The following is a 16,411-nucleotide window of genomic DNA, read 5'->3' as shown; positions in this document are numbered from 1 at the left end:
ACTTTTGCTTTGTTTGGCCCACTGAATGCGGCGCTTGCTCGTCAAATAAAAATTCTCAGATTGATGCTTGCGAATTTCAGTAAGACACTGCTGAGAAGGATATTTTATTGACAAATTTTCACCAACCAATTTTCATTAACAAATTTTCATTGACAAATTCCAGAGGCTAATTATGTCCCCCCCAGAAAACTCAGTAAACAAAAATTATAGCAATAAAGGTCGAGCATGGGAGATCCGATTTACCTCGATAGATCCCGCAAAATCTCCCTCTCAATTCGCACCCTCACCCGCATTGCGCGCTAAGTTATCAAAACCTGCTGCTTTAGATGCACCGGATTTAGTTTGCCTGTCTCATTTGCGGTGGAATTTCGTCTATCAGCGTCCGCAACATCTCTTAGGCCGCTGCGCCAAAAATCGCCGCGTATTTTTTGTAGAAGAACCTGTTTTTAGCTCGGCTACAGATTGGCGGCTTGATGTCAGCATTCACGAAACCGGAGTCTGGATAATAGTACCGCACCTGAGCGAAGGAATCAGCGAAGAAACTGCACAAACTGCTCAGCAAGCCATGCTTGATGATTTGTTTCAAGCAGCCGAAATTAGCCAGTACATCCTCTGGTATTACACACCAATGGCTGTCAGTTTCACAAACCACTTAAAGCCACTAGCTGTAGTCTACGACTGCATGGATGAACTGTCAGCATTTCACGGCGCGCACCCGGAGTTAAAAGCAAATGAAACCCAACTATTAAAGCGCGCCAACGTTGTATTTACAGGCGGACACAGCCTCTACGAAGCTAAAAAATACCAGCATCCAAACATTCATGCTTTCCCCAGCAGCATCGAAAAAGAACATTTTGCTATAGCGAGAAATCTTTCAGAAGAACCGACCGATCAAAAAGATATTCCTCACCCGCGTTTGGGATTTTTTGGGGTTATAGACGAACGCATGGATATCGAACTGCTGCGCGGCATTGCCGAAGCGAAGCCGGACTGGCATTTAGTCATAATTGGCCCGGTGGTGAAAATCGACCCGGCTACTCTCCCAACTCACCCAAACATACACTATCTCGGCGGCAAATCTTATCAAGAACTGCCAGCATATCTGGGCGGATGGGATATAGCAATGCTGCCTTTTGCGATTAACGAATCGACTAAATTTATTAGTCCGACGAAAACTCCCGAATACCTCGCTGCCGGCAAACCGGTGATTTCTACTGCGATCCGCGACGTGGTGCGCCCCTACGGAGATAACGGCTTGGTTCGGATTGCGAGCAATGTGGCAGAATTCGTTGCTGCTGCTGAAGAAATTATGGGCGAAACTTCGGAAGATCGCGCCAAATGGCTGAGCGAAGTTGACGCCTTTTTAGCAGACAATTCTTGGGACAATACCTGGGGTGAAATGCTGGGGTTGATCGAAAGTGCGATCGCAAGTAAGAAGTCAGTTGGCAGTTGGCAGTTGGCAGTTGGCAGTTGACAGTTGATAGTTAGTAGTTTGGAGTTGCTACCAATAACTAATAACTAATAACTAATAACTAATAACTAATAACTAATAACCATTCCCCATTCCCCATTCCCCATTCCCCATTCCCCATTACCAGAGGTTTTTTAATGTTTGACTATTTAATTGTCGGAGCCGGATTTGCAGGTAGCGTTATTGCCGAAAGACTAGCAACTCAGGCGGGAAAAACAGTCTTGATAATTGATACCCGCAACCACATCGGCGGCAACGCATACGACCACTACGACAATCACGGCATCCTCGTACACAAATACGGCCCCCACATTTTTCACACCAATTCGCGCCCAGTTTTCGAGTACCTTTCGCAGTTCACCGAGTGGCGGCCATACGAACACCGCGTCCTCGCCAGCGTTGACGGTCAACTGCTGCCAATTCCGATAAATCTCAACACCGTAAACAAACTTTACGGACTGAATCTGACATCATTTGAAGTTGAAGATTTCTTCGCAAAAGTAGCCGAACCAAAGGATTACATTCGCACTTCCGAAGATGTCGTTGTCGGCAAAGTCGGCCGCGAACTTTACGAGAAATTCTTCCGCAACTACACTCGCAAACAGTGGGGAATGGATCCGTCGGAACTCGACAAATCAGTGATTGCGCGCGTGCCCACCCGCACTAACCGGGACGATCGCTATTTTACCGATACCTATCAAGCAATGCCACTCCACGGCTACACTCGGATGTTTGAAAAGATGCTGTCTCACCCAAACATCAAGGTGATGCTGAATACCGACTACCGCGAGATTGAGAGTTTTATTCCTTACGGGGAAATGATTTATACCGGGCCGGTGGATTCCTATTTCAATTATTGCTACGGGAAACTGCCTTACCGTTCCTTGGAATTCAAGCACGAAACGCTGAACGCACCCGTACACCAAGCTGCACCGGTGGTAAATTACCCGAATGAGCATTTATATACTCGCTGCACGGAGTTTAAATACCTCACCGGACAAGAGCATCTAAAAACGAGCATTGTCTACGAATATCCCCAAGCTGAGGGAGACCCTTACTACCCGGTTCCGCGTCCGGAAAATGCGGAAATTTACAAGAAATATAAGGCTTTGGCTGATGCAACTCCCGGAGTTTCTTTTGTGGGAAGGCTGGCGACTTACAGGTATTACAACATGGATCAAGTTGTCGCTCAAGCTTTGACAACTTATACTCAAATTACGACCAATCCGGTGATTGAATTGGCGGCAAATCTTAACGATGCTGCCTCTAATTTGAGTTCGTCGAACGCAGTTGCTGAACTCCCAGCCGCTGCTTCTCTAGAAGTTGCTGCTGTTAACGGCAATGGCAAATCTGCTAGCAAGTATAACAGTCCCAAATGAGTCGTAAAGTTTTTTACCCCACCCCAACCCTCCCCTTATTAAGGGGAGGGAGTAAGAAATTCACAAATGATTTAGGATTGCTATAGCTGCAAGCTGTGAGTTGGTAAGGCTAAAAATGTCAGTTGACAGTTGACAGTTGACGGTTGACAGATGAGGGCGACCTCTACCTATAAGGAAGAGCATTGGGGTAATGAATTGTCTTCTTTTAATTTCTCGCGATCGGGTTCCGGCTTTCAACCAATTTTTTATGGCAAAAATGTAAGGTGCGCGCTCCGCACTTTACTCTGCTTTTCTCAAAAGTTATTAAACAATTCAAACAAGGGTTAAGGTGAACATGAGCACTATCGTTAAAACTGTTTTGTCTCATCAGGTTTTGGAAGGTTCTCAATTTCCTCAGTTTCAGAAAGAAATAGAGCGCCTAATTGAAAGCGGTGGCAAAATTCTGATGCTCGATTTCTCAAATATCATTTTCCTTAAAAATTCGGAATTAATGGCTGTAGTGGCGATTATGAAATTAGTTAGAGACAGCGGATGTATACTTTTGATATCTGCCATGAGCGAACAAGTTAGAATGCTATTTGAACTCACGGGACTAGAACAGATATTTCAGCCCCACGGATAAATTCGGGGGAAGAGAGGATTTTCGATTTTCGATTTGGGATTGATTCCACGGATAAATCACGTGGCGGGTACCACCTGTGAAATTCTTGGTCAAAAGTGACCTAGCTGAACCTTTAGGAGCTTTGCAAACTGTAGCTAGCTAAACTTTGCAGTCAAGACTCATGCTTCCTATACCGATCGCAGGGTGCGTCAGTGAGAATCATAGCTTAATTTTAAGCGCTGTTAGCTGACTGACGCACCCTACAAGTATAGAAAAGCCGGACACAAGACCAAGTAAAGCTCAGGCTGTTTGAAGTCAAAAAATTTAATTTTTTAACGATAAATTAGATTGCAAAAAACTTGTCAAAGTCGCGGGAATAGTCGCTAACCTATAAATATAACTTCGGGTAGATGTGCCGATGAGTTGGTTAGGTAGAGAACTAGAAAATTGCGATATAGAAGAGTCTTCCACTCTAGACAATAAGGTGACTGTTCAAGGGCGGAAAACAGGTTATCCGCGCCCTCAATTGCGCCGCAGTAACTGGATTTGTCTGAACGGTAAGTGGAGGTTTGCTTATGATGACGCGGGACGCTGCGTGCAGCCGATCGACATTACGGACTGGAGTCACACTATAGAAGTGCCGTTTGTTCCCGAATCAATCAAAAGCGGGATCGGCGACACGAATTTTCACGCTAACTGTTGGTACGATCGCGAATTCGACCTGCCCCACACAGAAAGCAGAGTTCTCCTCCACTTCGGCGCTGTAGACTACCGCGCCCGCGTCTGGGTAAACGGTCAGTTTGTCATCGAACACGAAGGCGGGCACACTCCTTTCACCGCAGACATTACAGCAGTTCTTAACCCCATCGGGCCGCAGCGGGTGACTGTTTGGGCCCAGGACGACCCGCAAGATTTGGCAAAACCGCGCGGCAAGCAAGATTGGCAAGTGGAACCGCACAGCATCTGGTATCCGCGCACGACTGGCATTTGGCAGACGGTGTGGGTAGAATTGGTGCCTCACACTTATATCGATCGCATCCGGTGGACTCCGCAGTTTGAACGCTGGGAAATCGGTTTTGAGGCGTTTGTGGCGGGCGATCGCCAGTCGGGGATTCAAATTAAAGTTAAACTGTCGATCGGCTGTTTGCTGCTGGTCAACGACACCTACGAAGTGATCAACGGCGAAATCCACCGCCGCATCGCCCTTTCAGACCCGGGTATCGACGACTACCGCAACGAACTGCTGTGGAGTCCGGAAAAACCTACATTAATTAACGCACAAGTCGAGCTGTGGGCCGACGGCAAACTGCTTGACGAGATTAAATCTTACACCGCGATGCGGACTGTCAGCATTCAGCGCGATCGCTTCATGCTGAACGGCCGCCCCTACTACCTGAGACTGGTGCTCGATCAAGGTTACTGGCCCGATACCCTGATGACGGCGCCATCCGACGAAGCTTTGCGCCACGATGTCGAATTAGTCAAAGCAATGGGTTTCAACGGCGTCCGCAAACACCAGAAAATCGAAGATCCGCGATTTTTGTACTGGGCCGACGTGCTGGGGCTGCTAGTTTGGGAAGAAATGCCCAGCGCCTACCGCTTCACTCGCAAGGCCGTTGACAGGCTGACGCGGGAGTGGACGGAAGCGATCGATCGCGACTCCAGCCACCCCTGTATCGTAGTCTGGGTGCCGTTCAACGAATCCTGGGGAGTTCCCAATTTAGTCGAAGCCGAGGCCCACCGCCACTACGTGCAAGCTTTATATTTTTTGACGAAAACCTTAGACCCCACTCGCCCCGTCATCGGTAACGACGGCTGGGAAAGCACAGATACCGACATCCTGGCGATTCACGACTACGACAACAACCCGCAAACTGTAGCCAAGCGCTACGGGCCCGAAGTCCAACTAGCCGATTTGTTCGATCGCGGGCGTCCCGGCGGGCGAGTCCTCACCCTCGACGGACACCCGCACCAAGGACAGCCCGTGATGCTGACGGAATTCGGCGGCATCGCCTGCGCCGGCCGCGAAAACCCCGATTTTCACAGGGTGTGGGGCTACGTGCGCGCGTCGGACACCTCTGAATTGCAACACCGCTACACCGCGCTGCTGCACGTGGTAAATCGAGTGGAAATGTTCAGCGGATTTTGTTACACGCAGTTGACGGATACTTTCCAAGAAGCTAACGGTTTGCTGTATGCCGATCGTACTCCCAAATTTCCCATAGAGGCGATCGCCGCGGCAACTCTCGGCTGGGATATTCCCGAAGAAAGTTCGCAGCCGCCAGCGATTACTCAGTGCTAATTGGGAATGGGTAATTGGTAATTGGTAATTGGTAATTGGTAATTGGTAATTGGGAATGGGTAATTGGTAATTGGTAATTGGTAATTGGTAATTGGTAATTGGTAATTGGTAATTGGTAATTGCCCGCAGTTCCAAGTTATTGGATATAGCAAGTCTCAATCATTTATGAACCTCTTCCCGATTCCTAATGCCCAATGCTTTTCGGCCCAATTCCCGATTCCTAATGCCCAATGCTTTTAGGCCCCATTCCCCATTCCCCATTCCCCATTCCCCATTCCCCATTCCCCATTCCCCATTCCCCATTCCCCATTACCTAATAATGTTTCAAAGTTTTTTCATGGGCGGTTTTGAATGTTCCACCCACAAATTGCGATCGGGAAAACGCCTCGATGTCACAGCCGCCACCGGCCACGATAATTTTGCGATCGCCGACTACCAACGCTTGCAAGAACAGGGCATTTACACAGTCCGCGAAGGTCTCCGCTGGCACTTAATCGAACAGACTCCCGGAACATACGATTTTTCCAGTTCCCTACCAATTATTCGCGCCGCCCGCGACACAAAAATGCAGGTAATTTGGGATTTGTTTCACTACGGCTGGCCCGACGATATTGATATTTTCAGTCCCGAATTCGTGTCCCGGTTTGCTAAGATGGTGCGCGCTTTTATGCAAGTGCTGACTGAAGAAACAGACCAAACACCTTTTGTGACACCTGTCAATGAAATTTCATTTATTGCTTGGGCGGGCGGCGATGTTGCTTACATCAATCCGTTTGCAAAAGGGCGGGGAGACGAGCTAAAAATCCAGTTAATCAAAGCGTCGATCGCCGCGATAGAATCTGTTTGGGAAGTCAATCCCAGCACCCGCATCGTTCAAATCGACCCGGTAATTAACATTATTGCCGATCCTGACAAACCGGAGGATAAAGACGCGGCTGAAGGTTATCGTTTATCTCAATATCAAGCTTGGGATATGTTGGCCGGACGTTTTCGCCCCGAACTCGGCGGCCAGGAAAAGTATCTCGATATTATTGGGTTGAATTATTACGATCGCAATCAGTGGATTCACAATGAAGATCCGATGAAATACACCGACAAGCTGTACCGCCCGTTTCGCGAATTGCTGCGAGAAGTGTTCGATCGCTACGGCCGCCCCTTATTCATCGCAGAAACGGGTACTGAAGACGATTTTAGACCTGTCTGGTTCAATTATGTGTGCACTGAGGTAGCGGCGGCAATGAAAGCGGGCGTTCCGATAGACGGAGTTTGTTTGTATCCGATTGTCAACCATCCGGGTTGGGATGACGATCGCCACTGCTACAATGGTCTTTGGGATTATTGCGATGCAAAGGGCGATCGAGAAATTTATCAGCCTTTGGCGGATGAATTGCAGTTTCAAAGGCAGCAGATTGAACCGTTGCTTAAGTGTTGAGACTCGGCGGTTGAAACCGCGTCTATACAAACGAAGTCCGCCTGCGCGGACTAAGAGTTAGAGCGGGTATTTAAGCCGGATTTGGGATTAGATATAAAAGGGCGATCGCTTTTGGCTGACGTTTATTATACAGACTTAATCCAAGGTCGAAGTTTGCCAGAATTAAGCCTTTCTATATATTTAAAAGTGCGATCGCACGCATCATACCAAATCATACTTAAATACCCCCTTTATTCTTCAGTCCGCGAAGGCGGACTTTGTTTGTGTAGACGCGGTTTCAACCGCCGAGTCTCAACAAAAATTGCGACTTTAGATAGGGGCGAATTCTCCCAGCACGAAGTTATACTCCTAACATCTATTAAAAACGCCCGCCCCAACAAAAATGCACTCCCAAATATTGCTAAAACCAGACGGCCGCCCCCTGACACTCTACAGCCGCTACCCAATCCCAGAAGGTATCGCGGCCGTAAGTCCCAGCAATGAACCCGTACAGGCAAACCCGCACTTTCGCTGGCATCCTTTGCGGGGGGAATGGGTAGCATACGCCAGCCACCGTCAGGGAAGAACTTTCATGCCGCCGCCGGAATACAACCCGCTGGCTGCGACAATTAATCCCAAATTCCCGACAGAATTGCCACCTGGAGATTACGATGTAGCTGTTTTTGACAACCGCTTTCCCTCGATGACTTTTCAGGCGAACAACGCACCTGCAAGTATTGTCGAAACTCTGCCAGCTAAGGGCATTTGCGAAGTCGTTGTTTTTACTCAAGATCCGCAGGCTTCCCTCGGTTCTTTGGAGTTAAGTCACTTAGAATTGCTGTTAGAAGTATGGGCCGATCGCACTTCAGTTATCGGCAGCAATCCCGAAATTCAATACGTCTTGCCTTTTGAAAATCGCGGCGTCGAAGTTGGAGTGACTTTGCACCATCCCCACGGTCAAATTTACGCTTATCCCTTCGTGCCACCAGTCCCCGCGCGGATGTTAGAATGTCAGTCGGTTTACTATCAAAAAAACAGTTCCGGTTTGCTGCAAGATTTGATTCAAAAAGAGATTGCTGACAAACAGCGAATTCTTTATTTAGACTCCGAGGCGATCGCCTTTGTGCCCGCTTGCGCCCGCTACCCTTACGAAGTTTGGATTGCGCCCATAACTCCCGCTGCCACATTTATCGATTTGACGGAAAAACAGCGTCAATCCCTCGCTAAAGCCTTAAAAACAGTCACCCTTAAATACGACGGTTTGTGGCAGCGCCAATTCCCTTATTTGATGGCTTGGTTTCAAGGGCCGACAGACGGGAATCCGCATCCAGAGGCGCATTTGCACGCTGAATTTTATCCGCCCTATCGATCGAGCGATCGGCTAAAATATCTAGCAGGAACCGAACTCGCCGCCGGAATGTTTGCCAACGACGCATTACCTGAAGAAAAAGCCAAAGAATTGCAAGCAGTAGCTGTAAATCTATTTTAGATTTTAGATTTTAGATTTTAGAGATTTACCGTGGAGAGGGGCGGGTTTAGGAGACGAGCGTTTTTAGGCAATTATTGTTAGTAAACCCGCCCCTACAAGATTGCGGTTAATCGACCAGACATGATATTATATCCGTTACACAATCCGCTGCCGAACTTTCATCTATGATAAACTCATTAAATCCAGAAGTCGATCGCAAACTCGAATTCATCCGCAAAACCTTAACCGAAACCAGAGCGATCGCCCTGCGGTTGCGCGGCACGGATTGGTTTGCCTGGGCCACAGCGGGCGGTTCCAATACAGTATTGCTAACCGCAGAAACCGGAGTTGCAGAAATATTAATTACCGCCGAAAACGCTTTTGTGCTGACAGATGAAATCGAAGCTCAACGCTTGCAAGATGAAGAACTTCCCGCAAATTTTCAAATGCACATCTATCCTTGGGCGGATGTTGCACAGCGCGAGAGTTTTGTCAAAGAAATCACTGCGGGCGGTAACGTGATGTGCGATCGACCAAATTCCCAAGAAACGCCAATAATCGCATCTTTACAATCCCGCAAACAGACAATAATGTCAAGCGAATTAGAGCGCTATCGGCGAGTCGGAAGTTTAGCCAGCGAAGCAATGACAGAGGTACTTTCAGCAGCCAAACCAACATGGACAGAATATCAGCTAGCGGGTGCCGGTGCAGAGGCATTGTGGGCTAGAGGCTTGCATCCAGCCCTGACATTAGTTGCTGGAGAAAGGCGTTTGCCGCTGTACCGCCACGCCACCGCCACCGCCGAAAAAATTGGGCGACAAGCAATGCTAGTATTTTGCGCTAGGGGAGGCGGTTTGTATGCCAATTTAACCAGATTTGTCTGTTTTGGTTCTCTGGAAAAACAGCATTCAGAATTGCACCGACAAGTTAGAGAAATTGAAGCTGCTGGTTTAGATTCGTGCCGCCCGGGAGTATTGCTTAATGCTGTTTACGAGACACTAAAAACTGCTTACGAACAGCACGGATATCCTCAAGCAATTCGGGAACACCATCAAGGTGGAACTACGGGATATTTGGCGCGGGAAATTGTGGCGAATCCGGCTACTTCAGATATTTTAACAGAGAATACGGCTGTGGCTTGGAATCCGAGTTTGTCTGGAGCAAAAATTGAGGATACGTTTGTAATTTCCAGCGATGGAAAGTTGGAAAATTTGACATTCGATGCGAATTGGTCGAGTGTAGAAGTAGCAGGCAGGTTGCGCCCGGTGCCGCTGGAAATATAGCCGAAGCAAAGCACGACGCGGATTTTGATACGGATACACGAATTAATTATCGAGTTATATCAAATCCGGTACATCGGAATTAATAATTACCCACAATCAGGACACGGCAGTGCCGTTTCCCTACCCCGATTAATTGTAGGGACAAAGGCCAAGCCCTGTCCTCTGGATTTAGTCTTAAACTCTCAATACAGGTCTTTCGGGATTTTCGGGATTGGGAACTAGACGCTGATTCTTGCAATCTACCAGCAAATCTAATGTTTCTAACACAGTTTGACCGATTAGCACGATATCGCCTAAAACCATTGCTGCCTCTATCGTCTCGCGCCCTTCCAGTTCAATGATAATTGGTTCAGTCAATCCCACAGTTTCTTGTCTGCCGTCAGCATATTTGGCTATTTCTTGACTCCGAATTCTTAAACCGAGGTGTTCGCAGACTTCTAGGGGAATTGCTGTACGTACAGCACCAGTATCTATCAGTGCTTCTGCTTCGTACACGCGCAACAGATTGGGATTGAGCAATCCTCGACTGACTAAGGCTTCATCAATTGCATTCGTGAGCTTGACTTTGACTCGAACTGCGCCCATATTTTTGCTGATTTGATTTCGATCGCAATTTATCATAAAAATAGCCTCTCTATTCGTCTACAAAGTCTACCTTTGATTCTAGCTTGAAATTTGTGCAGCCACAGGTTTTAAGGGTACATCTCAATTTTGTAAGGGCGAAGCATTTCGGCAGACAATTTATTAGTAATAACCAGAGATTTACTGCCGAAATGCTTCGCCCCTACGAGTATATTTGCAAAAATGGGATGCTCCAGGTTTAACCTGTAGGCTGCAACAACATTCGGCTAAATATGTCTAAAGACTATTCATCTTCAGCATAGATATACCGATACAATTCGCTCGGATCGGGTTCGGGGCTTTTCTCAGCAAAATCTACCGCATCATCGATGACTGCTTCAATCTTTTTCTCGATCGCCTTTAATTCCTCAGCAGTGGCCAAAGTGCGATCGATCAAATCAGCAGCCAACTTCTTAATCGGATCGCGCGGGAACCAATATTCCTTCTCTTCCTTAGAGCGCAATTCGTCAGGATCTGCCAAAGAATGTCCGCGAAAACGATAAGTCAAAGCCTCGATCACAGTCGGCCCTTCGCCGGCCCGCGCCCGCGCTACAGCTTCCTTCGCGACTTCCCGCACCGCCAAAACATCCATCCCGTCAACCTCAACTCCAGCCATGCCAAAAGCATGAGCTTTCTTGAAAATCATCGGGTCAGAAGTAGCTCGCTCGTGGGCCATGCCGATCGCCCATTTGTTGTTTTCCACAACATAAAGAATCGGCAATTTCCACAAAGCCGCCATGTTCAAACACTCGAAAAACTGCCCGTTATTTGCCGCACCATCGCCAAAAAAACAAGCAGTCACGCCATCGGAACTTTCATCTCCCAAAGCTTCGCGCCGGTACTTCGATTGAAAAGCCGCCCCCGTAGCTACAGGAATCCCCTCAGCCACAAAAGCATAGCCTCCCAACAGCCGGTGTTCTGCCGAAAACATATGCATCGAACCGCCGCGGCCCTTCGAGCAACCGGTTTCCTTTCCGAACAACTCCGCCATTACTTCCCGCGCCGGTACGCCCGCACTCAAAGCGTGAACGTGATCGCGGTAGGTGCTGCTGACGTAATCCGTACTATCGCGGCGCATCGATCGAATCACCCCAGTAGACACGGCTTCTTGGCCGTTGTACAAGTGGACAAAACCAAACATTTTGCCCCGGTAGTACATCTCAGCACACTTGTCCTCAAAAAAGCGCCCCAAAACCATATCCTCGTAGAGCATCAAGCCCTCATCCCGAGAAATAGTTACGCTTTGTGCGTCAAAAACTGGTAGAGTCCGTTCCATAAAAAATTAATACCCGATCGGCTGCCTAAACATCTAAATGTAAACCGACAGAGGACACAACCGCAGCATAAAATGGGCGAACATTTTCCCAGCAGCAGTTACAAGCATTGTTAAAATGAGCTTAGTATGGGAAATTTGCCAAAATAGGGAGAGCCAACTGCCACATCGACCCGCTGCGGTTGTGTCTAAAACTTAAGATCGGTCTTGTTCAAAGTGGGGCAGGATGCGAACCTCACTCTAAAACGCCGTAGAGGGAAACAGTCGGAGTACCTTGAAGGAAGTTCTCGATATCCTTAACAGGACTCAGAAGCTCACATCAAAATCATATTTTTGAGATTTGATGTGAGAGCATCACCTAAGATAGGCTAATTCAGTTGCTAGCGCTTTGGGGAAGTGGACAGTGCTCATTCCACTAGATTACTACCGTATTTTGGGTCTACCGATTCAAGCTACTGCCGAACAGTTGCAGCAGGCTCACCGCGATCGAACTTTACAGCTTCCACGCCGGGAGTATTCCGAAGTTGCGATCGTCGCCCGCAAACAACTGATCGATGAAGCCTGCGCCGTTCTGTCAGACTCAGACGGGCGCAAAGCTTATGATGTCAGTTTTTTAGCCAAAACTTACGATCGAGAGTCGGAAGCAGCCATGGCGGCCAAGCAGAGGTCGAAAACCTCTACTGGGCCGGCCACAGTCCTGCAAGATGCAGGAGAAACCGTTGCGGCAGAGTCTAAGGCTTTAGACGCTGCTCCTGACCCCCACACTCCAAGTATTGAAATCGATGACAACCAATTCGTAGGAGCCCTGCTCGTACTGCAAGAACTGGGGGAATACGAACTCGTACAGAAGCTGGGGCGCCCGTATCTCAACAATGGCAGCATCGCGATCGACGAAGGCCGCTTCGGCGACCCGCAGCTCGTGCGGCCCGATATCGTTTTAACCGTAGCCCTGGCCTGCCTAGAACTCGGCCGCGAACAGTGGCAGCAAGGTCAATACCAAAATGCGGCAAAATCACTAGACGCAGGTCAAGAACTGCTGCTGCGCGAAAGCTTATTTCCAAGCGTGAGGGGTGAAATGCAAACCGATATATACAAACTCCGTCCGTACAACATTTTAGAATTACTATCGCTCCCCGAAGAAAAAGTCTCCGAGCGCCGCCAGGGACTGCAAATCCTGCGAGAAATGCTGGAGGAACGGGGCGGCATCGATGGCTCGGGGGACGATCGATCGGGTTTAGGAATAGAAGACTTCCTCCGCTTCGTCCAGCAACTCCGCAAACACCTAACCAGTAGCGAGCAGCAGACCCTATTTGAAGCTGAAGCCGGCCGCCCCTCCGCAGTGGCCACTTACCTCTCGGTCTACACTCTGTTAGCCCAAGGATTTGCCGCCAGACAGCCTTCGATGATCCGCCGCGCCAAGCTGATGCTGATGCAGCTCGGCCGCCGCCAAGACGTTCACCTCGAAAAAGCTGTGTGTTCGCTGCTGCTGGGCCAGACAGAAGAAGCCAGCAGATCTCTCGAACTCAGTTCGGAAAAAGAACCCCTCGCGTTCATTCGCGAACATTCCCAAGATTCTCCCGATTTGTTGCCAGGACTCTGCTTGTACGCCGAACACTGGCTGCAAGAAGAAGTGTTTCCTCACTTCCGCGACTTGGCAAACCAGTCAGTCTCTTTGAAAGATTATTTTGCCGATCCGAAAGTCCAAGCTTACCTAGAAGCTTTGCCCTCGGATGCCGAAACCGCCAACGAATGGGTCGTCGTGCAACCGAGATCGGGCAAACCTCAGGGGAAACTGCAACCACCCGGCGATCGCCCGCCTGCACCTCCACAGCCTCCCGCCGCCAAACAGGCAGCCAGTAGTCTCACCTTGACCCCCGTACCGACTGACAGATCCAGCGCAGCTTCAGCGCCGAAATATCAGGCAACGGCGGCAGGAATTGGGGCTGCGGCGGCCGTCTCTCTCCCGACAGCTACGGCGGGACGGCCTGCGGCCTCGACCTCCAAACCGCGCAGGAACCCGAGTTCGAGCCGGCGCAGCGGAGCGATCGGCCAGGGGTTAACAGGTTCTTTTGCCGATCGGGCGCGCACCCTAGCAGCCCAAATTGGGGCCCAAGTCAAGTCCCTGCCACCAAACAAGCTGGCTCTGCTTGTCGTCGCAGCCGTCCTGAGCCTGTTAATTCTGTGGTTAATACTCAGTCTGTTTTTGAGTGCCTTGCAAGCCCTCTCAGGCCCATCTCTCCAAGGAGAACAAGCCCGCGTCAGCCTCGATGCACCGCCCATAGAAATCCCCGCACTAGCCCCTGCCCCAGAGCCTGGCGCCCCCGCCCCCGCCCCAGTGTCGGGAGCAATGACGGAAGAAGGAGCCAAACAAATAGTTCAAGACTGGCTGTCGGCGAAAGCAGCGGCTTTGGGCCCCAATCACGCTGTCGAAGAATTACAGAAAGTTCTCACAGAACCGGCTTTGTCTCGCTGGCAATTGATGGCAGATGCCCAACAGAAAAACAACGCCCACCAGCGTTACGTGCACAAGCTAGAAGTTAAAGGAGTTAAGACAAATCCGACTAATCCCGATCGCGCCGAAGTAGAAGCCCAAGTCAGCGAAAAAGCCGAAACCTTCGATCGCGAACAGTTAGTTACTTCGCGCAACGAAAACCTCCGCATTCGCTACGACTTGATCCGCCAAGAGGGACAATGGCGGATTATGGATTGGCAAGTGATGAAGTAGGGAATTGGGCATTGGGCATTGGACATTGGGCATTGGGTGTCCCAAGTAACGGAGGAGACGGCAATGCCGTTTCCCTACTCCAAAATGATCGATTATCCTCGGGCGAGGAGGAGACGGCAATGCCGTTTCCCTACCACGATTAATTGTAGGGAAACGGCACTGCCGTTTCCTGATTTTGGGTAATATTAAATCCGTTTGCATCGGAATGATCTAAACGGAGGAGACGGAGGAGACGGCAGTGCCGTGTCCCTACGATCAATTGTAGGGACACGGCACTGCCGTCTCCTCTATATTATTCCGGTGCAGCCGGAATTGATATGATATTACATCCCGTACATTGCTCGTTAGCCGAACTTTCTTCTGCTAGAATTTTAAATTCTTAGATCGGAGTTTTGAATTGCAAATTATTGTTGAATGCTGGCGTTTTATTTGTCATTCCTATTGCGTATTCAATCAATTTCAACTATTAGAAATGCTCGTAGGCGTAAGCCGGGGCGTAAGCCATCGCCCTCCAGGACAAATTGAGCTTTTTCACCGGGATATGCCCTACGTAGACGCAGCTTGGGAGACGAAAGTTAGTTTGTTCGATCGCCCAAATGACAGATTGCTCCGCAGCATTCCGAACCCTGGGGAAAATCAGTCAGCCGACGTGACGCTGCGAATGCACTGCCCGTGGGACTTTTCAGCATCCAGCAGCACCGAAACTTGGGTATTTGCAGCCACAGAATGGGGGATTATTACCAGTACAGTATTGCAGGCGATCGGCGTGAGGTCGATCGCCCAAACCCCGGTTAATTCAGAAGTAAAGATTATTACACCTTCAGCGTGGTCAAAAGCCGGCTTAATTCGTAGCGGTATTGAGGGCGATCGAATTGCCGTTGTACCTTTGGGAATCGATCCTCAGATTTATTATCCTGTTTCGGGCGATCGGCGTCAATTGCTGCGCGAAAGCTTCGGTTGGTCAAACTATTTTATATTTTTAAACATCGGAGGACAAACCGATCGCAAAGGGATTCGTCCTTTATTAAAAGCCTTCGCGGCGGTAGTTGACAAATATCCCGATGCGAGATTAGTTTTGAAAGGTTCAGAATTGCTTTATCCCTCCAGAAATGAGATTGCTGAAGCTTGCCGAGTTGTACTCGACGATGCGGAAAGAGCGAGAGTTTTACCGAGATTAATTTATACTGGGAGCCAGCTATCTTTTGCTCAAATAGCGGAGATTTACCAAGCAGCAGATGTTTATGTTTCTGCTTATTTGGCGGAAGGTTTTAATCTGCCGGTGTTGGAAGCTGTGGCTTGCGGTTTACCCGTAATTTGTACCGAGGGTGGCCCGACTGATGATTTTACTCGATCGGACTTTGCACTGCGAATCGAGAGTAAATTTATGGCTGTGGTAATTGAGGGGGAAACCTTATTTATGTTAGCTCCTGAGTGGGAACATTTGACTGATTTGATGCAGCGGGCGATCGAGCAGCCTGAAATTGGGGCGAGAGCTCGGGTTGCGGGCCCGGGTTTTGTGGCTGATAATTTTAGTTGGGGGCGATCGGTCGATCGGCTGCTGGAGGTTATGGGAGGGGATAAAAGGAGAGTGGAGAAGTCTATTTTTGAGCCAATAATTTTGTAATTTGGGCGTTTCAAGCCCTAGATGGGGAAATAGGTATTTTCCGGCGTTGCAGCATTAAAAGCCAAGGTATTTATCTTGCAAGCGTTTCAATCCCTGATAGGGTTTTAGGTATTTTCCGGCGAAATAAAGCTGCTTTTGCAACATCTTAGACCTCGTTTCAATCCCTGATAGGGTTTTAGGTATTTTCCGGCTCCTCAGCACCTTCTGGTTGTTTTCGTCTATCGCCTCGTTTCAATCCCTGATAGGGTTTTAG

At 49.0% G+C, this 16,411-nt stretch carries 14 protein-coding genes; 10 read left to right on the top strand and 4 right to left on the bottom strand.

Going from position 1 to position 16,411, the window contains the following annotated elements; translation table 11 throughout:
- Positions 1–172: 172 nt before the first annotated feature.
- The 4 genes from JGK14_RS27815 (at position 173) to JGK14_RS27800 (ending at position 5,753) form a co-directional block, all read left to right on the top strand.
- Complete coding sequence (locus JGK14_RS27815; protein ID WP_325315731.1) at positions 173–1,474, top strand: glycosyltransferase family 1 protein; 1,302 nt, start codon at positions 173–175, stop codon at positions 1,472–1,474.
- A 134-nt stretch (positions 1,475–1,608) separates the two neighbouring features.
- A complete protein-coding gene (glf, locus tag JGK14_RS27810; RefSeq protein ID WP_293193248.1) occupies positions 1,609–2,850 on the top strand; it encodes a UDP-galactopyranose mutase in 1,242 nt (413 codons plus the stop codon).
- A 334-nt stretch (positions 2,851–3,184) separates the two neighbouring features.
- The gene (locus tag JGK14_RS27805) at positions 3,185–3,472 is read left to right on the top strand and encodes an STAS domain-containing protein (protein ID WP_325315730.1); all 288 of its coding nucleotides are present in this window, start codon (positions 3,185–3,187) and stop codon (positions 3,470–3,472) included.
- Between the two features lie 397 nt (positions 3,473–3,869).
- Positions 3,870–5,753 carry a glycoside hydrolase family 2 protein gene (locus tag JGK14_RS27800; protein WP_325315729.1) on the top strand — a complete coding sequence of 628 codons (1,884 nt, stop codon included), beginning with the start codon at positions 3,870–3,872 and terminating at the stop codon, positions 5,751–5,753.
- Here JGK14_RS27800 and JGK14_RS27795 read toward each other — a convergent pair.
- Positions 5,750–5,905 carry a hypothetical protein gene (locus tag JGK14_RS27795; RefSeq protein ID WP_293193246.1) on the bottom strand — a complete coding sequence of 52 codons (156 nt, stop codon included), beginning with the start codon at positions 5,903–5,905 and terminating at the stop codon, positions 5,750–5,752. The two genes, JGK14_RS27800 and JGK14_RS27795, sit on opposite strands and share 4 nt — an antisense overlap.
- 7 nt (positions 5,906–5,912) lie before the next feature.
- A complete protein-coding gene (locus JGK14_RS27790; RefSeq protein WP_293193245.1) occupies positions 5,913–6,056 on the bottom strand; it encodes a hypothetical protein in 144 nt (47 codons plus the stop codon).
- A gap of 16 nt (positions 6,057–6,072) precedes the next feature.
- Here JGK14_RS27790 and JGK14_RS27785 point away from each other — a divergent pair, with 16 nt between their 5' ends.
- The 3 genes from JGK14_RS27785 (at position 6,073) to JGK14_RS27775 (ending at position 9,915) form a co-directional block, all read left to right on the top strand.
- Positions 6,073–7,185, top strand: coding sequence for a beta-glucosidase (locus JGK14_RS27785; RefSeq protein ID WP_325315728.1), 1,113 nt, complete (start codon positions 6,073–6,075; stop codon positions 7,183–7,185).
- Between the two features lie 382 nt (positions 7,186–7,567).
- Positions 7,568–8,653, top strand: coding sequence for a galactose-1-phosphate uridylyltransferase (gene galT, locus JGK14_RS27780; RefSeq protein ID WP_293193243.1), 1,086 nt, complete (start codon positions 7,568–7,570; stop codon positions 8,651–8,653).
- Between the two features lie 164 nt (positions 8,654–8,817).
- Entirely contained in the window at positions 8,818–9,915 is a 1,098-nt protein-coding gene (locus JGK14_RS27775; protein WP_293212278.1) for a M24 family metallopeptidase, read from the top strand.
- Positions 9,916–10,089: 174 nt separating this feature from the next.
- On the opposite strand, the gene JGK14_RS27770 is transcribed toward JGK14_RS27775, so the two are convergent.
- Complete coding sequence (locus tag JGK14_RS27770) at positions 10,090–10,536, bottom strand: clan AA aspartic protease (RefSeq protein ID WP_293231724.1); 447 nt, start codon at positions 10,534–10,536, stop codon at positions 10,090–10,092.
- A 244-nt stretch (positions 10,537–10,780) separates the two neighbouring features.
- The gene (pdhA, locus tag JGK14_RS27765; protein ID WP_293182273.1) at positions 10,781–11,812 is read right to left on the bottom strand and encodes a pyruvate dehydrogenase (acetyl-transferring) E1 component subunit alpha; all 1,032 of its coding nucleotides are present in this window, start codon (positions 11,810–11,812) and stop codon (positions 10,781–10,783) included.
- A gap of 400 nt (positions 11,813–12,212) precedes the next feature.
- On the opposite strand from pdhA, the gene JGK14_RS27760 reads away from it, so the two are divergent.
- The 3 genes from JGK14_RS27760 to JGK14_RS27750 all read left to right on the top strand — a co-directional run bounded on the left by JGK14_RS27760 (position 12,213) and on the right by JGK14_RS27750 (position 16,158).
- The gene (locus JGK14_RS27760; protein WP_293182275.1) at positions 12,213–14,534 is read left to right on the top strand and encodes an IMS domain-containing protein; all 2,322 of its coding nucleotides are present in this window, start codon (positions 12,213–12,215) and stop codon (positions 14,532–14,534) included.
- Positions 14,501–14,677, top strand: a complete 177-nt coding sequence (locus JGK14_RS27755) for a hypothetical protein (RefSeq protein ID WP_293182277.1) — start codon at positions 14,501–14,503, stop codon at positions 14,675–14,677. Before JGK14_RS27760 ends, JGK14_RS27755 begins: the two co-directional genes overlap by 34 nt.
- 329 nt (positions 14,678–15,006) lie before the next feature.
- On the top strand, positions 15,007–16,158 hold the full coding sequence (locus tag JGK14_RS27750; RefSeq protein ID WP_325315727.1) for a glycosyltransferase family 4 protein: 1,152 nt from the start codon (positions 15,007–15,009) through the stop codon (positions 16,156–16,158).
- The last annotated feature ends 253 nt before the right edge of the window (positions 16,159–16,411 follow it).

Source organism: Microcoleus sp. PH2017_28_MFU_U_A (genome assembly GCF_020738035.1).
GTDB lineage: Bacteria > Cyanobacteriota > Cyanobacteriia > Cyanobacteriales > Microcoleaceae > Microcoleus.
This window is presented reverse-complemented; position numbering and strand designations above follow the sequence as displayed.

Coding starts and splice junctions, on each gene's coding strand:
- JGK14_RS27815 (WP_325315731.1), top strand. CDS start 173: ATGTCCCCCCCAGAAAACTCAGTAAACAAAAATTATAGCAATAAAGGT.
- glf (WP_293193248.1), top strand. CDS start 1,609: ATGTTTGACTATTTAATTGTCGGAGCCGGATTTGCAGGTAGCGTTATT.
- JGK14_RS27805 (WP_325315730.1), top strand. CDS start 3,185: ATGAGCACTATCGTTAAAACTGTTTTGTCTCATCAGGTTTTGGAAGGT.
- JGK14_RS27800 (WP_325315729.1), top strand. CDS start 3,870: ATGAGTTGGTTAGGTAGAGAACTAGAAAATTGCGATATAGAAGAGTCT.
- JGK14_RS27790 (WP_293193245.1), bottom strand. CDS start 6,056: ATGGGGAATGGGGAATGGGGAATGGGGAATGGGGAATGGGGAATGGGG.
- JGK14_RS27785 (WP_325315728.1), top strand. CDS start 6,073: ATGTTTCAAAGTTTTTTCATGGGCGGTTTTGAATGTTCCACCCACAAA.
- galT (WP_293193243.1), top strand. CDS start 7,568: ATGCACTCCCAAATATTGCTAAAACCAGACGGCCGCCCCCTGACACTC.
- JGK14_RS27775 (WP_293212278.1), top strand. CDS start 8,818: ATGATAAACTCATTAAATCCAGAAGTCGATCGCAAACTCGAATTCATC.
- JGK14_RS27770 (WP_293231724.1), bottom strand. CDS start 10,536: ATGATAAATTGCGATCGAAATCAAATCAGCAAAAATATGGGCGCAGTT.
- pdhA (WP_293182273.1), bottom strand. CDS start 11,812: ATGGAACGGACTCTACCAGTTTTTGACGCACAAAGCGTAACTATTTCT.
- JGK14_RS27755 (WP_293182277.1), top strand. CDS start 14,501: ATGGCGGATTATGGATTGGCAAGTGATGAAGTAGGGAATTGGGCATTG.
- JGK14_RS27750 (WP_325315727.1), top strand. CDS start 15,007: ATGCTCGTAGGCGTAAGCCGGGGCGTAAGCCATCGCCCTCCAGGACAA.